21 protein-coding genes and 1 pseudogene are annotated in these 23,346 nt (G+C 69.9%); all 22 read right to left on the bottom strand.

What is annotated here, in order from left to right; translation table 11 throughout:
* Positions 1 to 36 precede the first annotated feature (36 nt).
* The 22 genes and pseudogenes from ACZ7IB_RS13760 to ACZ7IB_RS13655 all read right to left on the bottom strand — a co-directional run bounded on the left by ACZ7IB_RS13760 (position 37) and on the right by ACZ7IB_RS13655 (position 23,077).
* On the bottom strand, positions 37 to 5,139 hold the full coding sequence (locus tag ACZ7IB_RS13760) for a tetratricopeptide repeat protein (protein WP_470912449.1): 5,103 nt from the start codon (positions 5,137 to 5,139) through the stop codon (positions 37 to 39).
* Positions 5,140 to 5,195: 56 nt separating this feature from the next.
* On the bottom strand, positions 5,196 to 5,669 hold the full coding sequence (locus ACZ7IB_RS13755; protein WP_470912447.1) for a hypothetical protein: 474 nt from the start codon (positions 5,667 to 5,669) through the stop codon (positions 5,196 to 5,198).
* Positions 5,670 to 6,016: 347 nt separating this feature from the next.
* Positions 6,017 to 8,353, bottom strand: coding sequence for a tyrosine-type recombinase/integrase (locus ACZ7IB_RS13750; RefSeq protein WP_470912445.1), 2,337 nt, complete (start codon positions 8,351 to 8,353; stop codon positions 6,017 to 6,019).
* A complete protein-coding gene (locus ACZ7IB_RS13745; protein ID WP_470912441.1) occupies positions 8,341 to 9,399 on the bottom strand; it encodes a tyrosine-type recombinase/integrase in 1,059 nt (352 codons plus the stop codon). Before ACZ7IB_RS13745 ends, ACZ7IB_RS13750 begins: the two co-directional genes overlap by 13 nt.
* Positions 9,400 to 9,478: 79 nt before the next feature.
* Positions 9,479 to 9,613, bottom strand: a pseudogene (locus ACZ7IB_RS13740) (SPDY domain-containing protein); the annotation flags it as partial.
* 57 nt (positions 9,614 to 9,670) lie between these two features.
* Positions 9,671 to 11,380, bottom strand: coding sequence for an MSCRAMM family protein (locus ACZ7IB_RS13735; RefSeq protein WP_470912439.1), 1,710 nt, complete (start codon positions 11,378 to 11,380; stop codon positions 9,671 to 9,673).
* A gap of 528 nt (positions 11,381 to 11,908) precedes the next feature.
* A complete protein-coding gene (locus tag ACZ7IB_RS13730) occupies positions 11,909 to 12,547 on the bottom strand; it encodes an SPDY domain-containing protein (RefSeq protein WP_470912437.1) in 639 nt (212 codons plus the stop codon).
* 241 nt (positions 12,548 to 12,788) lie between these two features.
* A complete protein-coding gene (locus tag ACZ7IB_RS13725) occupies positions 12,789 to 14,048 on the bottom strand; it encodes an ATP-grasp domain-containing protein (protein ID WP_470912434.1) in 1,260 nt (419 codons plus the stop codon).
* A gap of 55 nt (positions 14,049 to 14,103) precedes the next feature.
* Complete coding sequence (locus ACZ7IB_RS13720) at positions 14,104 to 14,445, bottom strand: hypothetical protein (RefSeq protein ID WP_470912432.1); 342 nt, start codon at positions 14,443 to 14,445, stop codon at positions 14,104 to 14,106.
* Positions 14,446 to 14,485: 40 nt separating this feature from the next.
* Positions 14,486 to 15,733: an MFS transporter gene (locus ACZ7IB_RS13715; RefSeq protein ID WP_470912431.1), complete on the bottom strand. Its 1,248-nt coding sequence runs from the start codon at positions 15,731 to 15,733 to the stop codon at positions 14,486 to 14,488.
* A gap of 63 nt (positions 15,734 to 15,796) precedes the next feature.
* Entirely contained in the window at positions 15,797 to 16,237 is a 441-nt protein-coding gene (locus tag ACZ7IB_RS13710) for a hypothetical protein (RefSeq protein ID WP_470912429.1), read from the bottom strand.
* Complete coding sequence (locus ACZ7IB_RS13705) at positions 16,234 to 16,737, bottom strand: regulator (RefSeq protein WP_470912427.1); 504 nt, start codon at positions 16,735 to 16,737, stop codon at positions 16,234 to 16,236. Before ACZ7IB_RS13705 ends, ACZ7IB_RS13710 begins: the two co-directional genes overlap by 4 nt.
* Positions 16,734 to 17,582, bottom strand: a complete 849-nt coding sequence (locus ACZ7IB_RS13700; protein WP_470912425.1) for a winged helix-turn-helix transcriptional regulator — start codon at positions 17,580 to 17,582, stop codon at positions 16,734 to 16,736. The genes ACZ7IB_RS13705 and ACZ7IB_RS13700 overlap by 4 nt, the downstream gene beginning before the upstream one ends.
* Before the next feature lie 28 nt (positions 17,583 to 17,610).
* Positions 17,611 to 18,024 (bottom strand): hypothetical protein, encoded by a 414-nt coding sequence (locus ACZ7IB_RS13695; protein WP_470912423.1) that lies wholly within the window; start codon positions 18,022 to 18,024, stop codon positions 17,611 to 17,613.
* Positions 18,025 to 18,034: 10 nt separating this feature from the next.
* Positions 18,035 to 18,481 carry a hypothetical protein gene (locus ACZ7IB_RS13690; protein ID WP_470912421.1) on the bottom strand — a complete coding sequence of 149 codons (447 nt, stop codon included), beginning with the start codon at positions 18,479 to 18,481 and terminating at the stop codon, positions 18,035 to 18,037.
* The gene (locus tag ACZ7IB_RS13685; protein ID WP_470912419.1) at positions 18,478 to 18,966 is read right to left on the bottom strand and encodes a hypothetical protein; all 489 of its coding nucleotides are present in this window, start codon (positions 18,964 to 18,966) and stop codon (positions 18,478 to 18,480) included. The genes ACZ7IB_RS13690 and ACZ7IB_RS13685 overlap by 4 nt, the downstream gene beginning before the upstream one ends.
* Positions 18,967 to 19,063: 97 nt before the next feature.
* Positions 19,064 to 19,411: an SH3 domain-containing protein gene (locus tag ACZ7IB_RS13680; RefSeq protein WP_470912418.1), complete on the bottom strand. Its 348-nt coding sequence runs from the start codon at positions 19,409 to 19,411 to the stop codon at positions 19,064 to 19,066.
* Positions 19,412 to 19,570: 159 nt separating this feature from the next.
* Positions 19,571 to 20,281 (bottom strand): hypothetical protein, encoded by a 711-nt coding sequence (locus ACZ7IB_RS13675; RefSeq protein WP_470912416.1) that lies wholly within the window; start codon positions 20,279 to 20,281, stop codon positions 19,571 to 19,573.
* Positions 20,282 to 20,341: 60 nt separating this feature from the next.
* Positions 20,342 to 21,040, bottom strand: coding sequence for a hypothetical protein (locus tag ACZ7IB_RS13670; RefSeq protein WP_470912413.1), 699 nt, complete (start codon positions 21,038 to 21,040; stop codon positions 20,342 to 20,344).
* Positions 21,041 to 21,058: 18 nt separating this feature from the next.
* Positions 21,059 to 21,544, bottom strand: a complete 486-nt coding sequence (locus ACZ7IB_RS13665) for a hypothetical protein (protein WP_470912410.1) — start codon at positions 21,542 to 21,544, stop codon at positions 21,059 to 21,061.
* Entirely contained in the window at positions 21,541 to 22,101 is a 561-nt protein-coding gene (locus ACZ7IB_RS13660; protein WP_470912510.1) for a DUF4913 domain-containing protein, read from the bottom strand. The genes ACZ7IB_RS13665 and ACZ7IB_RS13660 overlap by 4 nt, the downstream gene beginning before the upstream one ends.
* A gap of 220 nt (positions 22,102 to 22,321) precedes the next feature.
* Entirely contained in the window at positions 22,322 to 23,077 is a 756-nt protein-coding gene (locus ACZ7IB_RS13655) for a DNA-methyltransferase (protein ID WP_470912407.1), read from the bottom strand.
* Positions 23,078 to 23,346 lie beyond the last annotated feature (269 nt).

Genomic DNA, 23,346 nt, shown 5'->3' with positions numbered 1-23,346 from the left:
GCCACTGGAAACGGCCCGGTGTATCCCAGCTCCCCGTCACCTCCCGGCACTCCCCCCCTTCTTCATCCCCGCGTGGAAGGTCGCGAGGTCGCTCAGCGCCGTGGCGAGTTGTTGCTCGGACGCCTGCCCCGAGCCGGTCAGGCCGCGCCAGATGGCGACCGCTTCCTTTGTCGCCGCTGCGGCCGGCGCGGGGTGCCCCATCTGCCAGAGGCGGTTGCCGAGGTCGTGCAGCGTCTGGGCCAGGTCGGGCAGATAGGCCGAAGGGTGCCGCTCCGCCAGGCGCCGGTATGCGGACACCGCCTCCTCGGTGATCGCCAGAGCACGCGCACGCTGCCCCGGACGGGCCCTGGCCAGATTGAACCCGAGAATCGACAAAAGCCGAGCAAGGGCGTCCTCGAAATACGCCGGGTCACCCTCAGCGAACCGCCCGCGAATGGCCACCGCCTCGTCAGCGACAGCGAGGGCTTCGTCGAACAGCTCCAGCGCGCCCAGAACGCTTCCCAAGACGGCCAACGAATAGGCGAGATCCGGCTCGTGGCGTGCCGGATGGAATCCGGCGAGCCGTCGGCGGATCACCACGGCCTCCTCCAAGTCGGCCCGGGACTCGTCCAGATCCCCGAGGACGGCCGATATCGCCCCCACGTCGTGCAGAGAAAAGGCCAGCACGGGCTCGTACTCCGCCGGATCTGACCGGGCGAGGCGCCGGCGGACCGCCACCGCCTGCCGGAAGGCACCACGGGCCGCGTTCCCTTCGCCCACTCTTCGGCGGCAGTCGCCGATGAGGTGCAACGCTGCCGCGAGCTCCGGTTGGTAGGTGGCAGGATCGGAGCGGGCCAGCTTCTCCAGGAGGTCCGCGGCCTCCTCAGCGACAGCCGAGGCTTCGTCGCGGCGTTGCAGCTCGGCCAGTTGCGTGGCGAGAGATTGCAAGTCGTCGGCGAGTGCCGCCTCACCGGCCGGGTTGCCTGCCACCAGCCGCCGCCTCAGGGCGCTCGCCTCGACGGTCGCGGTCAGCGCGTCCGCGGGCCTTCCCGCTGCCCACAACCGCGTGGCCAAGCCGTGAAGTGTGGCGGTGAGTATGGGACCGAAACTGGCCGGGTCGTCGTCCGTCAGTCGGCGCAGGATCTGCGTGGCCAGTTGCGTCTCCGTGACGGCGTCCTGTGCTCTTCCCGCATCAAGGAGGTCGGCGCCGAGGTTGTTGAGCGCGATGGCGAGAGACGCGAGGTGGGCGCCGGGATCCTGCTGGGCCAGGCGGCGGTAGATCAGCACCGATTCCTGCGTCAGGGGCAGCGATGCCTCATGCTGTTCAAGGGCCGACAGCACCCCGGCGAGGCTCATCAGTGCCTCGGCCAGGTAGGGTTCGTTCCCTGCTGGGTCGTCCGCAGCCAGTTGCCTGAGCAGCACCAGGCTCTCCAGGGACGCGATCAGGGACTTCTCCGGCTGCCCGGCGTCGGAAAGGCGCAGGCCGAAGGTGTGCAGGGAGACGGCGAGGCGCTGCCGGTGGTCCGGCGTGCCGCTCCCGGCCAACTTGCGGTAGAGCAGTACCGCCCCTCCCGTCGCGGACAGAGCGTCCTGGGTCCGGCTTTGCTCCGACAGCCTGTTGCCGAGGTTGTTCAGCGCGGCCGCCAGGTGGGGTTCATGGACGACCGGGTTGATCTCGACCAGTTGCGCGAGAAGCACCACGCTCTCCTCGGACGCAGCCAGGGACTCCTGCGACCGTCCCGCCGCCGACAAGTCGAGGCCGAGGTTGTACAGGGCGACGGCGAGAGCCGGCTGGTGCGCCTGCTCATCAGCCTCCGACAGCCGCCGAAGGATCGCGATGCCTTCCTCGGTCGCCGCTAGGGCTTCCTGGTCCCGGCCCATCGCGGTCAGCACGACGCCCAATTTACCGCTCAGCGCTACGGCGAGATCGGCGGCGACCACGGCCGGCTCCGACTCGGCGAGGTGCCGCAGCAGGGCGACGGCTTCCGCGGCCGATACCAGTGCCTGGTCTCGTGACCCGACGTTCAGACAGGCGGTGCTCAGCTCGCCCAGCGCCTCCGCCAGGTCCAGTTCGTGAGCGCCCGGTGCCGCCGAGGCGTGCCGCCGGTACAGGGCGACGGCTTCCTCAGCAGCGCCGAGTGCCTTCTCCGGCTCATGCGCCTCGGACGCACAGGTCGCCAGCCCGCGCAGCCCTGCCGCCAGGGTGGTGGCGTGGACGACCGGATCGGACGCGGCCAGTCGGCGCAGGATGCCGACCGCCTCCTCGGCCCGAGCGACGGCCTCCCGCGGGTCTCCGGTGGCCGTGAGCGCCTCCGCGGAAGCTAGCAGCGCGGTGGCAAGCCCCTGAGCGAACACCGGATCGGTGGACGGCAAGCGCCGCCGCAACGCGACCGCCTCCTCGGCCGCGTCCGCGGCGTCCCGCGGCCGGTCCCCCGTACCGAGCAGACTGCGGCTGAGGGCGACCAGTGCCGCGGCGAGCCTCTCGGCGTGAGCCGGCGGATTGCCGCTGGCCAGACGCCGTCGGACGGCCACGGCCTCCTCGGCTGCTCGTACCGCCTCCCGGTGACGATGCACCATCCGCAGCCGCTCGGCGAACTCGGCCAGTACGTCGGCGAGTGGCACGGCATTGGCGTCGGGACGCTCGTCGGCCATGCGCCGGCGCACCGCCACGGCCTCCTCGGCCGCTGTCACGGCCTCCTGGAAACGACCCACCACGGAAAACGCCCGGCTCATGAAGCCCAGCGAGTTGGCGAGGGCCCCGGTAAGGGCGCCGGGTTCTTCCTCGGCGAGCCGCCGCGCGAGGGCCACGGTTTCCTCCGCCACGGACACCGCCTCATGGCTGCGGCCCGTCAACACCAGAGTCTCGCCGAGGGTGACAAGCGCCGCAGGCAGGTCCCGGCGGTGAGCCGCCGGGTTGGCTTCGGCCAGCCGGCGTTGCAGCGCCACGGCCTCCTGCGACGCCGTGAGGGCTTCCGCTGGTCGCCCGGTGTCCTGCAGGCCGATCGCGAGGTTGTGCAGCGATGCCGCGAGATCCGGTTCGTGGCCCGGAGCGTTGACGGACGCCAGGCGGCGCCACAGGGCTACCGCCTCCTGGGTGGCGGTCAGGGCCTCTTCGTGCCGGGCGACGTCGGCCAGCCCGGCAGCGACGTTGCGCAGCGCGCCGGCCAGACCCTCGCAGTCCGCTTCGGGGTCACCGTCGACCAGGCGTCGGTGCACCGCGACGGCCTCCTCGGCCGCGGTCAGTCCCTCCTCAGGCCGTCCGGACCACGCCAGGTGCGCGTTAAGGTTGATCAGGGCATCGGCCAGGGCCGGTTCAATCACGTCGGGGTCCACCGGCACCAGACGCCGGTACAGCTCCACGGCCTCCTGGGTCGCGGTCAGTGCCTCCTCGCGCCGCCCGAGCTGCGAGAAGCACTTGCCGAGGTTACGCAGTCCGCCCGCCAGTCTCGCCGCATGAAGGGCGGGCGTGGAGACGTAGCCGGGATCGGAGGTGGGGTGGCCACTGGTCTCGGCGAGGCGCCGAAACAAGGCGGCCGCTTCTTGCGCCGCGGACAGGGCTTCCTTTCGCCACCCCGCGTTGGACAGGCGCAGGCCGAGATCGCTGAGGACGTCCGCCCGGCTCGCCGCGTCCTGGGATCGTGCGAGACGGTGTGACGCAAGGCGCCTGGCGACCGCGGCGATTCCCGTGTCGAGGTCGACGTGCCGACGCCTGGGGAAGTGGTCTTCGACGGCTTCCAGCAGTTCGGGCCTGATGTCATCGAGAGCGGCAAGTGCCGTGAGGGCAGCGCTACCGGCGGCGACGGCGAGTCCCGGTTCCTCCTCCAGCAGGGGATACAGATACCCGGGGCCGAGGTGCGGCCAGCGCTCCGCCGCGGTGGCGAGGAAGGTGACCGCGCGGGGCAGCCACGTAGCGAAAGTGGCGCTCCCTTCGCGGCTCAGCAGCACGGTGGCGACCGGTCCAGCCCACCCTTGCGCCGGATAGTCGGCTCGATGACCGGGGAAGGTCAGCGCGAGGAAGTCCTCCGCGAGGCGGTCGGGGTAGAGCGGTTCGAACACCGTCTGCGCGCAAGGGTAAGCCGGGGGATAGCAGACGGTGTGATCGGCGAGGATCTGCTCGGCGGTGAGGTCCTGGGACGCCGGCCGGAGCGGTGTCTCCTGGAGCACCGCGGTGCCGGCGGGCCGGTCCAGCGGGCCGGTGAGGGTGGCGGCGAACACCGTCCGGTTCATCACTTCGGGGGAAGTACGGTACGTCCGCCCGGCGGGATCGAGTTCATGGGTAGCGTCCCCGTACAGCCGCTGCCAGTGCAGGTGTTCGCGGTCCAGGAGGTAGACCGTCATTCCCGCGGCGTCGCTGGGCGGGCGGCGGCCGGTGGCACGGACGTCGACGGCGACCAGGGCGGCCATGTGCACCGCCAGGGTCAGCCCGAACTCCGGCTGGTCCAGAAAGCCCGGTAAGCGGATACCGGAAGCCGGGAGGGCGTACCGGGCGGCGAAGCTGTCGCGGGCCGCGGTGAACATCTCGGCGCGTCGGCCCGACTCGCCATCGCCGTCCGGCAGAGGGGGCAGGGTCTGGGCGGATGCGCCCGCCTGATAGTTGGCAAGCGCGCCCCGTACGGCAGGCCACAGATCGGCACTGCGGGCCAGCATTAGCACACGTGTGCGTACCGTCGACCGATGGAGCATGGCGTTGCTCAACAGCCAGGTCAGATGTGTCAGCGGCCAGCGGTCGGCGTAGTCCACGAGCAGCAGCAGACCGGACACGCCGTCGAGGCTCAGATCCTGGCTGCCGGGGGGCGGATGCACGGTGCCCGGACCATGGGTGGCCGTGACGACCTTCCAACCGCGGTCGAGTGAGTCCCGCGCGAACTCGGCCGCCAGGCGGGTCTTGCCCTGGCCTCCGGGAGCGTGCAGCCACCGCACGGCCAGTCGCGGCCCTGTCTCGCGCCACCGGAGCAGGTCGGCGAGTTCCGCCTCGCGCCCCGTGAAGCCGACAACGGCGAAGCGGGCGTTGAGCATACGGCTGGGCAGTTCCCGCAGGAACTGTGGGTCCACCGGTTCCGGCGGATGCCAGTTCTCCAGCAGGTACAGCGGAACACCATCGCCGAAGACATGGATGTCCGCATCGATCGCTCCGTAGGCGAACCCGTTATCCGCGCGCACCGCCTGCCGCGTGTCCGCGGCTTCCCTCGGCTGCCCGGATTCCGGGGGCGAGGGTTTCATCGGCTGTGGCCCGCCGCCGGTCCTTGTGGCGGTGCGGGAGGCGGACTCGCATCCCCCGAGTGGTAATGGACGTTGACGGAGCTGCCGGGGCCGAGCGCACCGTACGCAGAGCCGCCGTCACGCGCGACGACGTGCTGCACCCACTGGTGCCGGACCGCCGGAAGCAGTGGCTGGACCTCTTCGACGAGAGCCCTGAGGCCGCTCTCGGTGTCAGGACGGTCGCGCAGCAGGTCGACGAGGTCGTCCCGCCATCGGGAGACCTCCGCCTCGCGGGCGGCGTCCGTCGCTTCCGCCCTCTCCACGCGAGCCAGGCTGCGCCCCAACTGCACCTCGACGTCCCGCTCAGAATCACCCCGCCGCCGGAACAACGCGACGGCGCTGGTTCTGGCCGTCTGCCAGGCGCTGGTGGCCATCGACGCAACAAGGGTCGTCGCACCGGTCATCGCAAGGGCCGTCACCGGGTCGGACACGGGAAGCCTCCGGCTCGTTCCTCCAGGGCGGCTTTGTCCGTACCGCCGCCAGCGTTGGGTTCCCGTACATCATGCCTCCCACCCCTCAACGCCGACACCCGACCAGCCAAGTCACTTCAGCTTGTCCATAGGCGTTCTGGCCAGACGGTTCACGGACCTTGCCCTTCCCCTCCGACGGCTGATCATGATGGGTCTTCGGGATTCCAGAAGACCCATCATGATCAGCTCCGCCTAGCGGGTGCCTGTTGCCTGACGTGACCAGGAACGACGATGTGCCCATGAGGGGCAGCGATCAGGTGCGAACCCACGGGATGTCCCACAGTCTTCAAGATCCCAGACAGAGTCGCTCATTCCTGTTTGCCTTGGCGGACCTCCACTATGGGCAGCATGGTGACGGTGGCGGGGAGGCCGAGCTCTCGTGGTGTGGGGCCTGTGGGTGTGGGGATGTCGGTGAGCCGGTCGAGGAGCGCGTCGATGGCGGTTTGGCCGTCGTCGACCGCGGCGCGCTCGTCTTCGGTCAGGGGGATGGAGGCGAGCATGTGCTGCAAGTTCTCCTTGGCCTCAAGGAGTTGGGCCTTGCTGGAGCCCTTGGGAGTGTAGAAGTCGCAGCGGGCGCAGGCCATCCGGTGCTGGCACTGCTCGAAGAAGGAGTATGTGCGCCAGCCGTGGCCCAGGTCGTAGTACTGCCAGGGCTCGCCGGTGGCCGCCGCCCCGGAAGCGACGGCGTCCCGGTCGACGAGGACCTCGATGGTGCGCACGTTCCGGGCGAAGTAGCCGGCTTCGCTGTATGCCTTGGCCAGCGTCTTGGGGGAGATCTTGGCGTAAAACTGGGTCGAGCTGGGCGATCGGTGTCCGAGCCATGCCTGCAGCTCGAACAGGGTCATCGGTTCCTTGGCGTTGTAGAGCTGGCTGGCGATGGTGCTCCGGGCCCGGTGGCTGGTGATTTTGCCGCGGACGTCGTTGGCGGGGACCCCGGCCTTCGTGCACAGCGCAGGGATGATTGTGCGGTTGATGTAGTCCTTGGAGACGCGTTTAGCGCGGTGGGCGAAGAGGAACTCCACGCGCTCGCCGGTCTTGGCGTCCAGCATCACCGGTTGCTCGGGGCGGACGGCCTGCCAGACCTCGATGGCCTGTCCGAGCAACGGGTCGACGGGCTTGGTGAAACTCGTGCCGGTTTTGTGAGTCGGCACGTCCAGCAGGCAGACGGCGTCGCGAGCGAGGACGTCCGCGGCGTCCGGGCTGACGGCCGCGCCGTCGTACTGCCAGCGGACGCAGCCGGTGCGAAGGCGGCGGATCTCGTCGCTGCGTTGGCCGCTGAACAGCCAGGTCAGCGCCACGGCGCGGGAGAGCTCAAGGGGATAGCGCGGGCCGCTGCTGGCAGCGGGCAGGTCCTCGGAGGTGAGGTTGATGCCAGCCCACAGTAGCTTGGCCCACACGTCGTCGGCGATGACGCGAGGGTTGGGACCGAGCAGCGCGCGGATGCTACGGGGCGTCTCCAGAGCGCGCCCGGGATCGAACCGGCGCGGGATCCACTCCCACTCCTGAAGGTCGCGGAAGAACGCGCGGCTGGCGGTGAGCGCACTGTCCTTGGTAGAGGGGGACATCGGATCTCCGAACACGCCGCGGGTGGCGGTGCGTTCGACATAGTTGCCGATCCGCATTCGGTCCACCATCGCTACCCAGGCCGCGCAGGTCACCCGAGTCCACTGGGCGGGCTCGGTGATCTGCGGGTGCTCCGCCGCCAACCACCGGCCGATACGGGCCAGGTCCTGGCGGTAGGCCAGACGGACATTGCGACTGAGTGTGGAGGTGTCGAACCACCGGCAGACCATCTCGGCCCATGGCGCCGGCACATCCGTCCACCGCTGGGCCCGCAGCTGTCCCAACAGTGACTCATTGCGCGCGACGGGCGGCTCACACCGCCCCAGCGCGGCCAACGCCCGTTGCAGCGAGTGCAGGTCACCGGAGGCCCTCCCGGTGGAACGCACCGCCTGACGCAGGCGCTCCAGCAACGCCGCGTCCATGTCCGCCAGCAGTGGGCTGCGGTTGAGGAGCATCGCGTGCGCGATCAAGGTACGCACCGAGCGGTTGCTCGCCGTGTCCAAGCGGTAGCCCCAGCCGCGCAGCAGGCCGTAGACGGTGTCGACCTCCCGATCCACGATCTCGGGGCCGAAGACCGTGCGGGCCAGGCGCAGCCGTTCGAAGCCGAGGAACAGGACCTCGTCCACGGGCGCTCCCAGAAGGTAGGCGTAGGCCAGCAGCCGGGGGCGGCATGCCTGCGACGCTGGCGCCGGCCACTGGCGGCTCCACTCGTGCGCGTCGGACCCGATCACACGGGTCCACGCGCTTTGGTCCCAGCTCCACCACGCCGAACCGGCCTCGGTGGTTCGCCACAGCAGCATCCCGACCACCTGATAGTCGACCCACCGGTGGTGTCCTGCCTTGTCCGGGATCCACAGGCGGGACCGCACCTGCTCCAGCGGCCCGAGCAACCGGGCCAGCGCTCCGCGTTCCGCCCGGGTCAGCCGAGAGGAGTGCAACAGCCGTGGTCCCGCCTGCATCAGCACCGCGCGCTCGTCAGCGCTCAGTCGCGGATCATGGTCCCAGGCGTCGTCCTCCAGCGGCCAGGCCCAGTCGGGTGCCGTCTTCCCTGCGGCCAGGGCAAGGGTGGTCACCGCGGCCATCCAGTACCCTCGGCGTCGGCGCTCAGGAGCGCGACCCGTTGGGCATGGATGTGCTCCATCCCGCGCGCGAGCTTCTCGGCCAGGTCCCGGCCCGAGAGGTGGATGTAGCGCATGGTGGAGTCGGTGTGCTGGTGTCCGGCGAAGGTGGCGATCGAGTGCACCTCCCAGCCCATCCGTGCCAGGTCGGTCAGGCACAGGTGTCGCGTGGTGTGCGTGGAGAAGCGTTCCACCCCGGCCTCCACGGCGATCCGGCGCACCACCTTCGACCACGTCCACAGGCTCAGCGGCTGGGCGAAATTGCGCCGCGACTCCGACAGGAAAAGCCCACCGCGCGCCCGGCTGACCGTGGCCCGATGCACCAGGTACTGCGACAGCAGGACCCCGGTCGCCGCAGAGTAGGGCACGACCCGCTCCCGGCGGCTCTTGGTCGTCTCCGCCCGCACCCGCACCAGCCGCCGCCCCGGGTCCAGGTCGTCGGTACGCAGCGAGCACAACTCCTCCCGGCGCAGGGCCGCATCGTAGGCCAGGGCCAGCATGAGCCGGGTACGCACCGGCTCGGTGGCGGCGATCGCCAGAACGGCCCGCCACTGCTCCTCGCTGGGAATCCAGGGAAGCTTCACCAGCCTGCGCACCAATCCACGCTGCTGCCCGCCACCACGACCCCCAGGGGTATAGCGTCCCCGGCCGACGGGATTGTCCTGGCGCAGCCCCTCCTCGACGAGGAAGTCGTAGAACAACCGCACCGACACCAAACGCTGCTGGAGCGTCGCGTTCGACAACCCGGCACCGGAGTCCAGTGCCACGACATTGGCGCCTCTACGGCTCGGCCGCGAGCCCAACTCTCTTACGTGCCGGGCAACATGGGCCCGCGTGGCCTGTACCGGGTCCACGCTCTCCTGCTCGCACAACTCCAGGTACTCCGCGAGCCCCCGGGCGTAGGCATCGATCGCCCTCGGCGCCCGTCCCAAGTCCTGCCACACTTGCAGCCAGGCCGCTGCCTGCTCGTGCCGACCGAGTATCGGCCACTTCTCCTTCAGCTCGACCATCTGGTACCGCTGATCCCTTCAGTCTGTGGGTCCCTGTACGAGACCGCCAGCCTCGCAAGTGATTCCACGTAACTTCTAGGTCGTCGTGCTGGAGGTCCCAGCCGAGGTCGAGAAGCGGGGTGAGGGCGGGGTCACCGATTCCGGTGGTGCTGGCGAGGTAGCGGGGGGAGACATAGACGTCGCCGTCAATGTCTGTGAAGAGGTCAGATTCGATGAGAGGTTCCTGTGGATGTCTGCGCGAAGCGGGCGGCGAAGTGGCTGCGCGGGCGCGTCAGCCGGACGCGGGTTCCGAGCCCAGGCGCCGACGACGCGCAACCCAGTAGGTGGTGGCCCCTCCTGCAATGAGAAGCAAGCCGGCAGAGCTGAGCAACCACGCCGTGGCCTCGGAGCCGGTGTGGGCGAGGCTGCCGGAAGGTGGCGTGTCGGCGGGAGGCGAGAGCGGCGGGGTGGTGGGCGGAGTCGTCGGGGGCGTGGTCGGCGGGGTCGCGGTGTCGGCCAGCGTCACGGTGACGGTGGTACCGGGCTTCGCGGTGAACGTGACCGGTTCGGCGTCGAGTTGGTAGCCGGCTGGGGCGTTGGCCTCGGTGGCCCAGTAGCGGGTGCCTGCCTTGAGCGCGACGTCCAGCTTGGCCGTAGCGGTGCCGTCCTTTCCGGTCGTCAGGGAGAGCACTTGCTTGCCCGGGTGGTGCTTGCCGGACGGGTCGACGATGTCGGCTCTGATGTTGATTTCCGCTCCGGCCAGGGGCTTGCCGCTGTCCTTGTCCGTCTTGCGGACCAGCAGCTCGGCCGTCTTGAACGGGTCGATGACCGTGACGGGGTTGGCGTGGGCGGTGCGTCCCTCGGCGATGGTGATGTCGCGGTCCGGCACCAGCTCGTGGACGGTGTCGCCGGTGGAGGTCTCGCGCAGCCGGTACGTGCCCGGGGCGATGCCTTCGAAGACGAGTACGCCTCCGGTGCCGGTCGTTCCCTCGGCGATGATCTTGCCGGTCTTGTCGAGGAGCTGGAACACGGCGCCGGGCAGGACGCTGCCTTCGGGGTCCTTCTTGTGGATCTCCACCCCGCCAGGGGCGGCTTCGACGTCCACGGTGGCCGTGTCCTCGGCGGTGGTCGTGTCGCCGGCCAGCAGCATGCGCTGCGCGGCCGGGTTCTGGGGGCTGAGGACCTTAAGCTGCGCCCCGGGCAGGCCGGTTGCCGTGGCCATGACCTTGGCCTTCCCGGCGCTCCCGGCGCTCCCGGCGCTCCCGGCCGTGAACGCCCAGTGGCCGGAGCCGTTCTTGTCCGTGGTGACTGTGCCCTCCGCAGTGCCGGAACCGGACTCGGCCAGGGTCACCGTGACGCCGGGAATGGCCTCGCCGGTGAGGGTGGAGGTGAGCTTCACCGATACGGAGACCTTCTGTCCCGCGTGCGTCTGGGTCACCGACGGAGTGATGTGCAACGCGTACGGGCCCGCGAGGTGCTGTGCCTCGTCGATGTAACGCAGCGCGAGGGTACGTGCGGTGGGTGAGACCACCGGGTAGGCCAGGCGTTCCCGCCCGCGGGGGCCGTTGATGCCGTACGCACCGCCGGCCAGCCATTCGTAGACGGCGGCATCCACTGCGGCGGCCTGCGCGTTGTTCCGCGTCTGCCCGTACCGGCCGATCACGTACGAGGCGTACGCGAGGTTCGCCGCGGGTACGGGCTTGCCGGTCACCGACGAGGTCCAGGACGTGACGGCGGCCGGTGCGCTGTAGCGGCCCGCGTCTGCGGGGCCCTTCCGTTCCGGGTCGCCACAGTAGGTCTCATTGGGGCCCCACACGCTGGGGCCGGGAGGTCCGTAGGCGCCGATGTGGGAGGTGCCGGCGTTTCCGTCGGAGTCGGGGATCGTGTAGCCGGGGCCCAGGACAGTGGAAGGCGAGGGGGTGGCCTGGGCCGGTGACCAGGCCAGAGTGCCGGATATGCCGGCGGCTACGAGGACAGCGACCGAGCGAGTACAAAGGCGCATGGAGATCCTGAATCGAATGTGGGATAGGGGAGTTGGTGTGTCGGTGGCAGGGCGGTGCCTGTTCAGCAGCGGCGGCTGGGGCCGTGCTGCGGCGGTTTCACGCCCGGCACCGGGCTGGCAGAGGGTGACCGCAGGTCAACCCTGCGGTGGGTAGGTGTGCAGCGCCGGATCGCGTCCTTCACCAGGCGCTGCTGGTCCTTGATGCCGAGGCTGCTGATTCGGGTCAGTGACGCGGCAGTGGAGGGGGCGAAGAGGTCGCGGGCAGGGTGGCCGGCGCTCCGGACGATCCGGTCTGCTGCCGCTGCCTCGGCGAGCGTGGCGATAGCCGGCGGTATGCCGAACGCATCGGCCGCATGGTCACCAGCACCGCAAGGGTGGACTCGTGCACCTGAGCCAGTACGTCACTGTCAACGAACCAGTTGGCTTGTGGGGCGCCTTGGACGGGTTCGCGGCCGGTCGTCGCGGGAGCACGGGCTCCGCTCGACGGGGAGGCCCGATGGCACCCGGGCAGCCAGCGCGGCAGCGACATCAGCGTCGCCGCGGCGGGAGACTGCCGCCGGCACCGACCGGTGGAAGGGTGCTCGTGCTCCACCGCGGAACGCTTGAGGTGCCGACTGCGGCCGGGCGACGGGCAGTCTGGCGCTGGACGTCTCGCGGGGTCGGGGGCGCGGGCCGCGGCGGGGGCACAGGAGCGAGCTGCGCAAGCTGCGCCAGACGCGGGTTCAGCAGCACCTTGGTGCGGATGACGGGGCGGGGGTCGACGATGGCAGCTGCCATCGCGGCGATCAGGTGCCTCGGAGTGCGGGCGGTGAAGCTCGCCTCGGCTCGGGTTCCCCATCCCGGCGGACAGGCCCACAGGACGTATACGTCGGCATGGGGGTCAGTGTTGACGACGTCGATGCTCACTCCCGCCAGCTGGTCCGGGGAGATGATCTCCATGATGCCGCGAGAGAGCGGCTTGCGTTCCCAGCCGGCGTCGATGAAGGGCTGCACCGCGTCGGTCCAGCGGTAGGACGGGGGCGCGAGGAAGGTGTCGCTGCTCTCGCTCCACTCGGCGGCCAGGGCGCTTGTGAGGCCGTGGACAAATTCGGGCGGTGTGTTCTGGTTGACGCGGGCCGACCAGCGGAGTTCGGAGACGGGGTTCTCGCTGGCGCTGATCCTCCACACGTCGTAGTCGTCTCCGAACCACGCGATCTTGATGCGGTGGTCCGGTGACGTGACGAGGAGCTGGCACGGCCCGTCGTCGAGACTGTAGTGCGGCCAGTCGGCAACGGGTTCGAAACTGAGGTCGCCGGTCCCGGGCAGTCCGGCAAGGTACCGCGGGGAGACGTAGACGTCTTCGTCAAGGCCGTTTTCAGAGTGGATGATGCATCACTTTCTTGCGTGCGCGGGCTGGCTGGACAGAGCGTCACGCATTCGGGGTGCCGTAGGTCTGGGGGGCCATGCGCGTGTCGACAGTGACCGTCACATGGTCGGTGGCCAGGCGCAGGCGCTCCTGTACGTCTTCTGCCGTGGGGGCGGTGACGAGGATGTGGCCGATGCGGGCGGTGTCGAGGTCGCCGTCGGGCGGGAGGACGGCCCGGTCGCCGGGTTCGCGGAGCCATCGGACTTCTTCGAGCCAGTCGGCGGTGTGGGCGAACCGGGCGTCGATCGAGCGGTGGGTGAGGGTGCCTGTGGCGTCCGGGTACAGGATGCGGATGGCGGCTGCCTGGTGCCGGGTGGGAGCGAGGTTGGGGGCGGTGCCGCAGGCCAGGTCTGCTGCGATGCGGGCGAGGTCGAGGCCGGTGGCGAGCGAGACGAGGCGGCCGATGAGATCGCCTCCGATCCGGGCGTTGACCTCGATGATGCGCGGGCCGCGGTCGGTCAGGCGCATTTCCACGTGCTGGATGCCGGTGGTGATACCGAGTGCGGCTACGGCGGCGGTGGCCACGGGTGCCACTTCGACGAGCAGCGGGTCGCGTGCGTCGACCGAGTGGGCGATCTCTTCGAAGAACGGGGCGAAGCCGACCGTCTTGCGGGTGACGGCGACAGCTGCGGTGACGCCGCGGTGAGTGACACATTCCACCGAGACCTCGGGTCCGTCCAGGTATTCCTCGACGAGCACGTCGTCGGACTCGCTGCCGACTCCCCCGGCGCTGGCGGCGGCGAAGGCGTAACCGGCCGCCAGGTCCTCGCCGTTGTCGATGCGGATGACGCCGAGGCTGGCTGCGTTGGAGGCGGGCTTGAGGACGATCGGGTAGCCGATGGATTCCGCGGCGAGGACGGCTTCCAGCAGGGATGTGGTGCGGATCGAGGTGGCGGAGCCGACACGGTGCTCGGCCAGCGCGGTGCGGGTGCGTCCCTTGTCGCGGCATGCCCGCATCGCCTCCGGGCGGGAGCCGGGCAGACCGAGGCGTTCGGAGAGCCGGGCCGTGGGCACGAGCTGGTACTCGTCCCACGTGAGCACGCCGGACACGTCGTGACGGGCGGCGAGTTCACGGCCGGCGGCGACCACGGCGTCCGGGTCGGTGAGGTCGGTGACTTCCCAGTCGGCGATGAGCGGGGTCTGCCAGGTGGGATGGGAATCGGTGACGATCACCACCTTGTAGGCCGCGGCCACCTGCTCCAGGCAGTACCGGCGGTAGACCTCGTCCCCCGGGGAAACGACAAGAACGGTGCGAGAAGGCAAGGAGAACTCCAGGAAAGACGGATACGAGGGGTGTCAGCAGCGGTGAATACCGGGGTCAGGCGGCGCGGCGGCGGCGAAGCTCGAACGCAGAGGCCCACTGGGGGTGGTCGGCGAGCAGCTTGCGGGCGTACAGCGCCGTGAAGTTGTTGTCCAGGCCCCGCATCCCCTTCGGCAGCCGCCAGCGCAGAGCCTCGACCAGCTGCTTGAGACCGAGGCGGGGGTCCCCGGCTGCCAGCCGTTCCGCGGTCAGCTGCTCCAGGGCGCGGTAGACGTACGGGTTGGCAGAGTCGAATGCGTGGAACCGGTCGGTGATCGTGGGCCGGGCACCCGCACGCGCTGAAGGCCGGGACGCGGGCCGGGCGGTCTGGGACGGTGAGAGGCGGGTCGTGGGGGTCAAGTGGATCTCCGGGAGGCAGGCGGCCGAAACCGCGTGGAGGTCAGGCGGAACGGGTACGCAGGGCGGGGAGAGTGCGCAGGCGGGTGAAGGTGAGGCCCAGACCAAGGGCCTGCAGGACGGCGCAGGCAGTGATCACGTGGCCAAGCAGGGCGGGCGGCGCGGCGGCGACCAGGACGCCGGCGACGGGGAACGGGGCCAGCAGGAGGAGGACGGTCAGTGCGAGGGTGCTGCCGAACACCGGGGCGGGGACCAGGTGGGAGCGCAGGGTGCGCAGGACCACCGTCATGCCGCCCTCGGCAGCCATGAGGACGGCGATCAGCACGAGGTAGGCGTGGTACGTGTGGGTGAGTGAGACGGCCAGGCATGCCGAGGCGGCGATCGTGGCGCAGAAAGCTCCGACGGGCCACAGGCCGAAGCGGTCGATGGCCCACCGGCACACGGCGACCGCCACGAGCGAGGCGACGGCGGCGACCGACCAGATCAGGCCCACGTCGGCGGTGGAGCGCCCCATTTGCTGCACCACGATCACCGGAGCCGCGGCCTGCAGCAGACCGGTGGCCAGATTGGACACGGCCAGCCCCGTCACCAACCAGCCGAGGGCGGGCAGTGACCGCAAGGTCGACCAGCCGGTGCGCAAACCTTGGAGGACGGGCTCGGAGGCGTCGGTGTGTCCCATGTCGTGGTGGCGGAAGGTGAGAGCGGCGGCGAGCAGTGAGAAGGCGGCGATCACGATGAGCATCGCGGTCGCTCCGGCCCACTCCAGCAGCAGTCCGGCGAGAGCGGGGCCGGCCAGAGTCGCGACCTGGTCGATGCCGAGCAGGACCGACTGCACGCGATGCGCGCGGTCGCCGGCCTCCCGGCTGGCCATGCCGCCCGCTGTCTCGGCGGCAATGTAGGAGAACTCCGTGAGCACGCCCGTGCCGGCGGCGAGCACCATGACGGTGATCGTGGTGCTCGGCCCGCCGTTGCTGAGCTGGGTCAGGGCGAGGGCTGCGGCCAGGACCGCGGTGGCCCGCGCTGCCGAGGCGAGACGGAACACCCGGGTGGCGCCGTAGCGGTCGACCATGGCGCCGGCGACTGCGAACGCGGCCAGCCGCGGGATCCACTCCAGCGCGAAAGCAAGGCCGGTCAGCGCCGCGGAGTTGGTGGTGGCGAGTACCAGGAGCGGGATGCCGTACGTGGTCATGGCGGAGCCGCCGGCGTCCATGCTGCGTGGCAGGTAGATGCCGCGCAGCAGTGCTGTGGTGCGGCGGGCGTGCCGGGGGCCGCCGGTGATCAGGTCGGTCATCGTTGCTTTCTTCGAGGAAGCCGGCCCGCTGGATGAAAGGCCAGGGCCGGCGGGAGGAAGGGGTTATGCGCGGGACCGGCGAGGTGCGCGGGGCGGGGCTTGTACCGGGGCTGGTATCTGCTGAGGTGAGTCTCGTTCCGGCGAAGTCCGCAGGTCCGCGTAGGAGTTGGTGAGCATGCGCAGCAGGCGGATGCCTTCGCCCCGGCGGGCGACGAGCATGTCGATGGATATGCCGGTGAATTGCAGAAGCCCGTCAGTGGCCGCGTGGTGGACGGTGTCCCGTCCGCTGGTGATCCGGTCCAGAGTCCGGCTGGCTGTTTCCGCCTGGGTGAGGAGTTGGTGCTGGACCTCGTCCACGGAAGCGGCTGTTTCCTGGATGAGCCGGACGAGAGTGTCCAGGGCGCTGCCGGACGGGTGGGTGGTCAGGGTGACGCCCCGGGCGGCAAGCACGTCACCAGCGGTCTTCGTGCCAAGGGCGCTCACCGCCCTGCGCTGCGGGGTCACGCCGCTTCCGGGAGGTTCTGGAGGACACCGGCCGGCTCGTCGCCGCTCCAGTGGGAATCGATCCAGCGGTCAAGGGCCTCACGCAGCCGGGCGAGATCCTCAACAGCCCTTACAGGGGCTGCTGGTGCAGCAACCGGGCCCTGGACGGGAGTGAGGAGCTGAAGTGTGGCCTGGACACGGGTGATGAACGTGCAGGTGGGTCCTGGGTAGTTGTGGGTCCGGGCCCATCGGGCGGTGGAGTCGTAGATGTCGGCCAACTTCAGGCCGGCATCGGTGAGCCCGAGCCCGGCACCGGACCGGATGCTAACCAGACCCAGGGCATGGGCCTGCTCGATGGTGTGCCGGATCCGGAGCCGTGTGAGATCCGGAAAGATGCGTGCCGGCCCGTGGGGCGGAACGGGGCCGTTGTCGTCGATCTCCGTGATCAGGCGGATCAAGTCGGCGGATGCCAGTGCCGTGCACGCTCGCGCGACCTGTCCCTGGGGCGTAGCGGTAGTCATCGGCCCGGCCCTCCCGCCGTGAGTACGGCCTTGGGACGGGACGGGGCGGTGTGGGAGAACAGGTCGCGGTTCTGCCAGGCCGGATGGTGCGCGGATCGTGCCGGGGCGGTCGTCGTGGGGGCGGGGCTGCGGGAGTGGTGGGCGGCCTGGGTCTGCGGGCCAATGCGCACGGAGTGGTCGCTGTGTCCCCAGACCGAGTGCTGGGACGTGTGGGTGAGCGGCCGACCGGCAGACCACGCGGACAGGGCTCCGAAGACGCCTGCGAGACCGTCGCCGGCCTCGGACAGCCGGTAGGGCTGCCCGGCGCCGGCTGTCGTCACCAGGCCGTCGTCAACGAGCTGCCGCAGCGGCGGATAGATGCTGGTCCAGTAGCCGTCGGGTATGACGATGCTGGCCAGGGCCCGCGCGCTGGTCTCCTGGCGGGATTTGAGTACCCACAGGATCGTTGTGGCGTGCCGGCGGGTGAGCAGGGTGAGGCTGTCCTCGATGTTCTCGATCGCGGACGTGGGCGTGTCCGGCTTCTCCAGAAAGCGGTCGGCCCACCCGGCGATCAGCGGCAGTACGGGTAGCAGCTCCGTGCCGCGCTCGGTGAGGCCGTAGGTGACGTGCCGCTGTGAGTGCTCGACGCGTTCGAGCAGGCCGGAGTCGCACAGCGACCGGACCTTGGGGTGAAGCTGTCCGCTCTGCAGCCAGGGCAGCTTGGCCGCGAGGTCCGTGTAGCGCTGGGGCCGGCCGCTCAGTGCCAGGAGGATCCGTACGGTCCAGCGCGGGGTGATCATGCCGAGGGCTTCGGTGACCCGGGCGATGTCGGCATCGGTGGCCGGGGACAGACCGGTGGTGGTCAAAGGAACTCCTGGGAGGAAGAAGGGGGGGTCAGCGCCCTGGTGTCGCGCTCGCAGGCCGTGAGGGCGGCGCGGGAACAGCCGGCGTGGTGGCGGCGGGGGGTGGCTCGGGCGGGGATACGCGTCCCAGGCTCTGGAGGACGGCGGTGACCGTCGGGGCCTGGATGTCGCGGACGGTGACCGCTTCGGCGAGACGGCGGGCGCAGTCGAGTACGTGCGACACCTCGTGTCCGCCGATGTGCCGGCCGGGGTGGACGAGCTGGGCGAGGCGGTCGCGGTGGGCGGCGATGCTCCGCTCCGCGACGGCGAGTTCGTGGTGCATGCCGAGGAGGGCCGAGAGCATGCCGGGGGGCTGGTCCTGGACGTGTGCGTCGAGGGTGGCGAGCGGTGCGCCGTAAAGGTCCTCGATCCGTCCGGCTATCTCGGTGGACGTGAGGTGGGGCAAGCGGGGGCTTTCACGGTCGGCGGACCCGGGCCGCCCCAGCACGTGGAAGTGCCGGGACGACGGAGGGCGGCAGGGAAGCGACGGCCATCGACTGCGCGAGGCGGACGGGCCGGGGCTGCTGGTTGGGCGGGGGCATGGTGTGCAGCAGTTCACCGAGCGCGGCGCGGTAGCCGTCGCGGGCATCGAGCGCTGCCTCCAGCCAGTCCGAGTCGAACTGGAGCTTGTCCGCCGACAGCTCGTCCATGTCGCGGTCCGGCGCCATGTCGGCGTGTACCCGGTCCCGGACGCGGGCGACCTGTTCCTCGGTCAGCGCGAGGAAGGACCGCAGCTCCAGGGCGCGGGTCAACGCGGCAGAAGTATCGGGGCCGGTCACACTCGTGTACAGCTCGGCGACCGGTGCGCCGAAGACCTCCTGCAGCTGCCTGTCCGCGCTGCTGGGCTTGAGGCTGACGCTCACAGGGTGGCCCTTCCTGCTCGCGGGACCGATGCCGGCGCGGGCACCGACGCGGGGCGGTGCGGAGCGCTGGTCTGCACCGCAGGGCCCTTGTTGGTGCCGCGGTTGAGACGCGCGAGGCGCTCGGCGGCGAGGCCCTTCTTCCCCGGAGCGTCCGGGTCCAGGAGCCACCGCACGACCAGCGCCCGGCCGTCGCGCGTGGTGACGGCCGCATTGACGCGCTGGGCAAGGTGCATCGTCGGGTCGTCGACCTCGCTGGGCTGTGTTTCCAGCGCGGCAAGCAGGGCGTCCTCCGCGCGGTCAAGCGCAGCCTGGGAGTCGAGGAGAAGACCGTGGTACTTGACGACGCCGGTGGCGTCGGGATTCGCGGCCGGCGCTGCGGCGACTGCGGCCTTCAACTGGGCGAGGCCCATTCCGAAGCGGGCTTCGATCCGATCGGTGAGCACACCCACAACATCGTCGCTGCCGCCGAGTATGTCGTCGGACAAGAGGGAACTCCTTTCAGGAAAAGTGACGCCTGGGGGTCGTGAATTGGCGTCCGTCCTGGTGAAGCAGTCAGGTAGTGCGCGGGCCTCTGCGGGTCTTTCAGTCCAGACACATGCGGACGTCGCGGTAGACGTACGTGCCGGAGACCCAGCCCTTGATGCCGGTCGTCTTGTCCGTGATGTAGAGCCAGTTACCGCTCTTCTTGTGCACGGTGAACTTGTGGCCGCGGTAGAGCACGCCGAGCGCGGTGGACTTCGTGGTGGCCTTGGACCGGATGGTCACGGCCTTCGTGTGCACCTCGTACGGCAGCGGCGGCAGCGATGAGCAGCTGCTGCTCGCGAGCGCCGAAGCGGCCACGGGTGCCGCGCTCGCGGTGGTGGCGGACAGCACCGGCAGAGCAAGGGCACCGAGCATTGCTGCGGATAGGGCAATTCGGGTGGAGCGCATGCGGAAGAAACCTCCGTGCAGGAGAGAGGAATGTGTGAGGGGCGGCCGGGGGACGTTTCCCGTCGGCCTCATAAAGAGTCCGGACAATCGCCGGTTTGGCCAACCGGCGATCGTGGGCTATGTTGCGGCCCAATCCGCCGGAATATTCAGCCGTGTTGTTCAGCACGACCGGCCAGGAGGGCGTGGAGCAGGCGCTTTTGCCGGGAGATGCGGGCGAGTCGGCACTGCGGATGGCCGGACCGGGGGGAGGGGGCCGGCCGTGCCGCCGATCCGGTCGTAGCACCACTGAAGGGCTTCTTGGACGGTGTCGAAGCCGCCCTCGCGCAGGGTGTGGGTCCACGCGTCGGTGTCGACCTCCTCGACCACGACGCGGTACGGGGACGGGGCACGCTCGTGCAGGGAGCGCAGGGCCACGACGGTGACCCAGTCGTCCGGGTCGTCCTGGGTGTAGGAGTAGCCCATCGCGTAGTGGTCGCCATCACCCACGAGGCGCTGTCCCAGAGCCCGCGTCGCCTCATCCGCCGGCGGAGGGCCCAGCTCGGGGTCGAGGCCGATGGCATCGGGAGGACACCCGCGGTGGATCAGCCAGGACTGTGCCATCGCGGGCAGCGGCAGCGGAGCTTGCTCGAAATCGAAGCTCCGCTTTCCTCGGTCCCGTTGCAGGTGGACGGCGACGTATTGGGGGTCGCCGGGGTGGCCGTAGGTGGCTGTGCGGTCGAACAGGACGTAGTAGCTGTGCTCTTCGCCGGCGGTGTGGTGCTCAGCGATTGGGACGAGCATGTCCGCTTCCACCGCGACCTGGCGGTAGAACGCGCGGCACATCTGCTCGTCGGCGTCGAACTCGTCCAGCTTGAAATCAACTTCGGGCATGCACCCTCGCGGGTGTCGATGTGATGGTGGGCGACAAGGGCCTGCCTTTCTGTTGGGGGGTCAGCGCCGATGTGTTGGGGCGGACGGCCACGCACCGGGCCGGGCTGCCGTCGCTGGCGCTTGAGGTGTGGTGAGCCGACGGGCGGCGGCCAGTGCGGCTCGTCCGGCGTCGGTCAGTGCGACCGGCTGGCCGGCGTGCACGGGATGGCTGGTGTCCCGGGAGACCAGGCCGGCGCCTTCCAGCCGCTGCAGTGCGGCGTGGTCGATGCGGGTGCCGGATGCAGTGGTCACCGACATCTGATTGGTCAGGAGGTGTTGGTAGAGCTTGGCGCCGCCGGCGATGGCGAGCAGCGCCGCCCGGTCGGCAGCCGATGGCGGGTCTCTCTTGTCGGCTGGTGCCGTTTCGGCGGCGGCTTCGATGGGCTTCAGTGCGGCGATCACTCGGCGGGCGGCACCGTCGCGCACGTCGGCGGCCTGCTCCAGCTGGTCCACGGTGCGGTCGATGCTCTCGAAGAGGGCGTCATCGACGGGAAACTCTCCGCTGGACAGACGGTGGAGGAGGACTCGATAGAAGATCACGCCGGTTTCGGCCTGGACCAGCTCGCGGTGCTGGTCGACCAGGCGGGCATGCGGCTCGTCGAGGATGCCGCGGTCTCGATGGGCCCACAGGGTGTCGGTGTCGTGGCCGGTGACGGCTTCGATGCGGTGGTCGAGGGAGGAGACCGCACGCCGGACTGCTGCCGGCGCGGGATCGGACATAGGCGGGGCTCCAGGCAATCAGTGGGAATGGCGGTGCGAGGGGATCTGCGCAGGGCGGGGCAGGCCCGGCAGCGCGGAGGACGGTGGTCCCGGGCTCGGCACTGGGCCGCGGGTGATGAGCTGAGGGGAGCGGGAACGGGCCGCGTGGGTGCGGGCACTCAGTGGTCGGCGAGACATCCCAAGACGGCGTCCGACCTCGTCATAGACCTGATTGCCGGCCCGGGGCCGGACCGCAACCACGTGGATCTCCCGCTGGTGCGCGGACGTTTCCGGCGCCGGGCGCACGCCGTAGACGACGCGCCACTCCTTCCGGGAATCCACGACCAATTTGCGGTAGCCCTCCAGGTCGCCGTCGAGCCGGGTTCCGAACCTCTCGGCGTTCACCACTTCCTGCAGGTAGGCGAGTGTCAGGTCCCGGATGTCGCCGGGGGCCTGGAGGAGATCGGTCAGGGCACGGGGGTCGAAGCTCAGGCCGAAGGCGGGCCGCTGCTGCCCGCCGTTCATGACGTCGGCATGTCAGGCTCGCCGGACTCGTCCCGCTCCGCTTCGGTGGCTGTCCTCTTCTCCGGCCGGGCCGAGGGCGGCGGGCCGGGCAGGAGCCGGTGTGCGGGACGCTCCGGGGCAGTCATGCATGCAGACAGCGGCCCTCCTGGCGCACGGATCGCAGCGATCGCGTGCGTGAGGAAATCCCGGTGCCACACGAACAGGCCGCTCAGCCCTGCCTCTGGGTCCTTGTGCTGCTGGTAGGCGAGCCACAGGGCGTGGAGCCACGCAACGACGTCGTCGTGCTCTTGCCACTGCAGGCACCAGGGCGCTGCCGTCGTGACTTCCGATCCGTAGACGGGCAGCAGGAAGTCGTCGACCCAGTCGGACAGGGCGTCGAGTTCGTCCTCGCGGTCCTCCCCGGCGAGCTCCATGATGGGGCGCGGCTCTGGCGGGACAACCGGGGGCGGTCCGCCGAACCCCGGCATACCGAACGCCGCGAACGGTGAGGGACTGCTGGAGGCCGGCGCGGAGGCCAGATGGTCGAGCTGCTGAGACTGCTGCGCCGACTGCTCCATCAGCCGCCGGACGCTGGCCTCAATCCCCTCCAGCTGCGGATCCGGAATACGGACCGGCTCCAACCCGTCGGCCGGGGGTTCTACGGGTTCAGACATGATGAGTGTGGCCTCCTAGAGGGCGTGGAACGAGTGAAGCGATAGCGGTGATGAGGCGTGTCGAGGCGTCGCCCTTGACTGGGAAATGGCCCCGTCTATCGCCGCAGAGAACTCCGTTGCGGCATCAGGCGGTCAGAACCACGTCGTCCTGGGTCAGCGTTTCGCCGATCGTCTCCGTGAGCCGCTCGGCCGCGATGGCTGCGTATTCTTCGGTTTTTTCTATTCCGATGAAGTCGCGGCCTTCGAGCAGGGCGGCGACGCCTGTGGAGCCGGAGCCGGCGCAGAAGTCGAGCACCGTGCCGCTCGGCGGGGAGATCTTGACCAGCTCGCGCATCACCTCGACGGGCTTCTGCGTGATGTGCCGGCGCTTCGCCCCCGAGGGCTGGGACGCCGAGTACAAGCCGGGCAGATAGACAGGGTTCCGGGAGCCGTCGATCGGCCCCTTGCTGGCCCAGACGATGAACTCGCAGTTCTGGGTGAACCGGCCCTTCTGCGGCCTGGCCTGCGGCTTGTGCCAGGCCAGCACCCCGCGCCACAGCCACCCGGCCGCCTGGATCGCGTCCGTCGTGGTGGGCAGCTGCCGCCAGTCGGTGAACAGCAGCGCGGTGCCGCCCGTCTTGGTGAGGCGGTGGGATTCGGTCATGATCTGCGTCAGCCAGAACCCGTACGACCGCTGGTCCATGTTCTCGCCGGTGAAGTCCGGCAAGGTGTGCTGGGCATCGGCGGAGGTGTACTTCGCCTTTGCGGAGCGGGTGGTGCGCTCCTTCGCGGTCCGCCCGCCCGAGTTGTACGGGGGGTCGGTGATGACGGAGTCGACGCAGTTGTCCGGCAGGCCGGTGAGGACGCTGAGGGCGTCGCCCTGGTGCAGGGAAAAAGGCAAAGAGGAACCCCGATTCGGGTGTAGAGCGGAGGGAGAGGCCGTCTCGCAGGAATGTCCCCGGGGGCCGGATTTGGGCATACAGAGGCCCAGGGCCCACAGGCCGGGGAGGCGAGAGGAGTTCCAAAACTGTAGGGGCGAATTCGCCGACGACCAAGAAATTCCCTGCTGAGGGGCCGGATTCCGGCACCTCACGCCTACTTTTTGGTCAACCGGCGATCCGGGCCTACTGTTTTTGAACCGCCTGGCGCACACCGCCTCTGGCTTTCCTA

This window comes from Streptomyces sp. NPDC037301 (assembly GCF_055602785.1).
The sequence above is the reverse complement of the archived record's forward strand: the minus strand, read 5'-3'. Positions and strand labels throughout refer to the sequence as shown.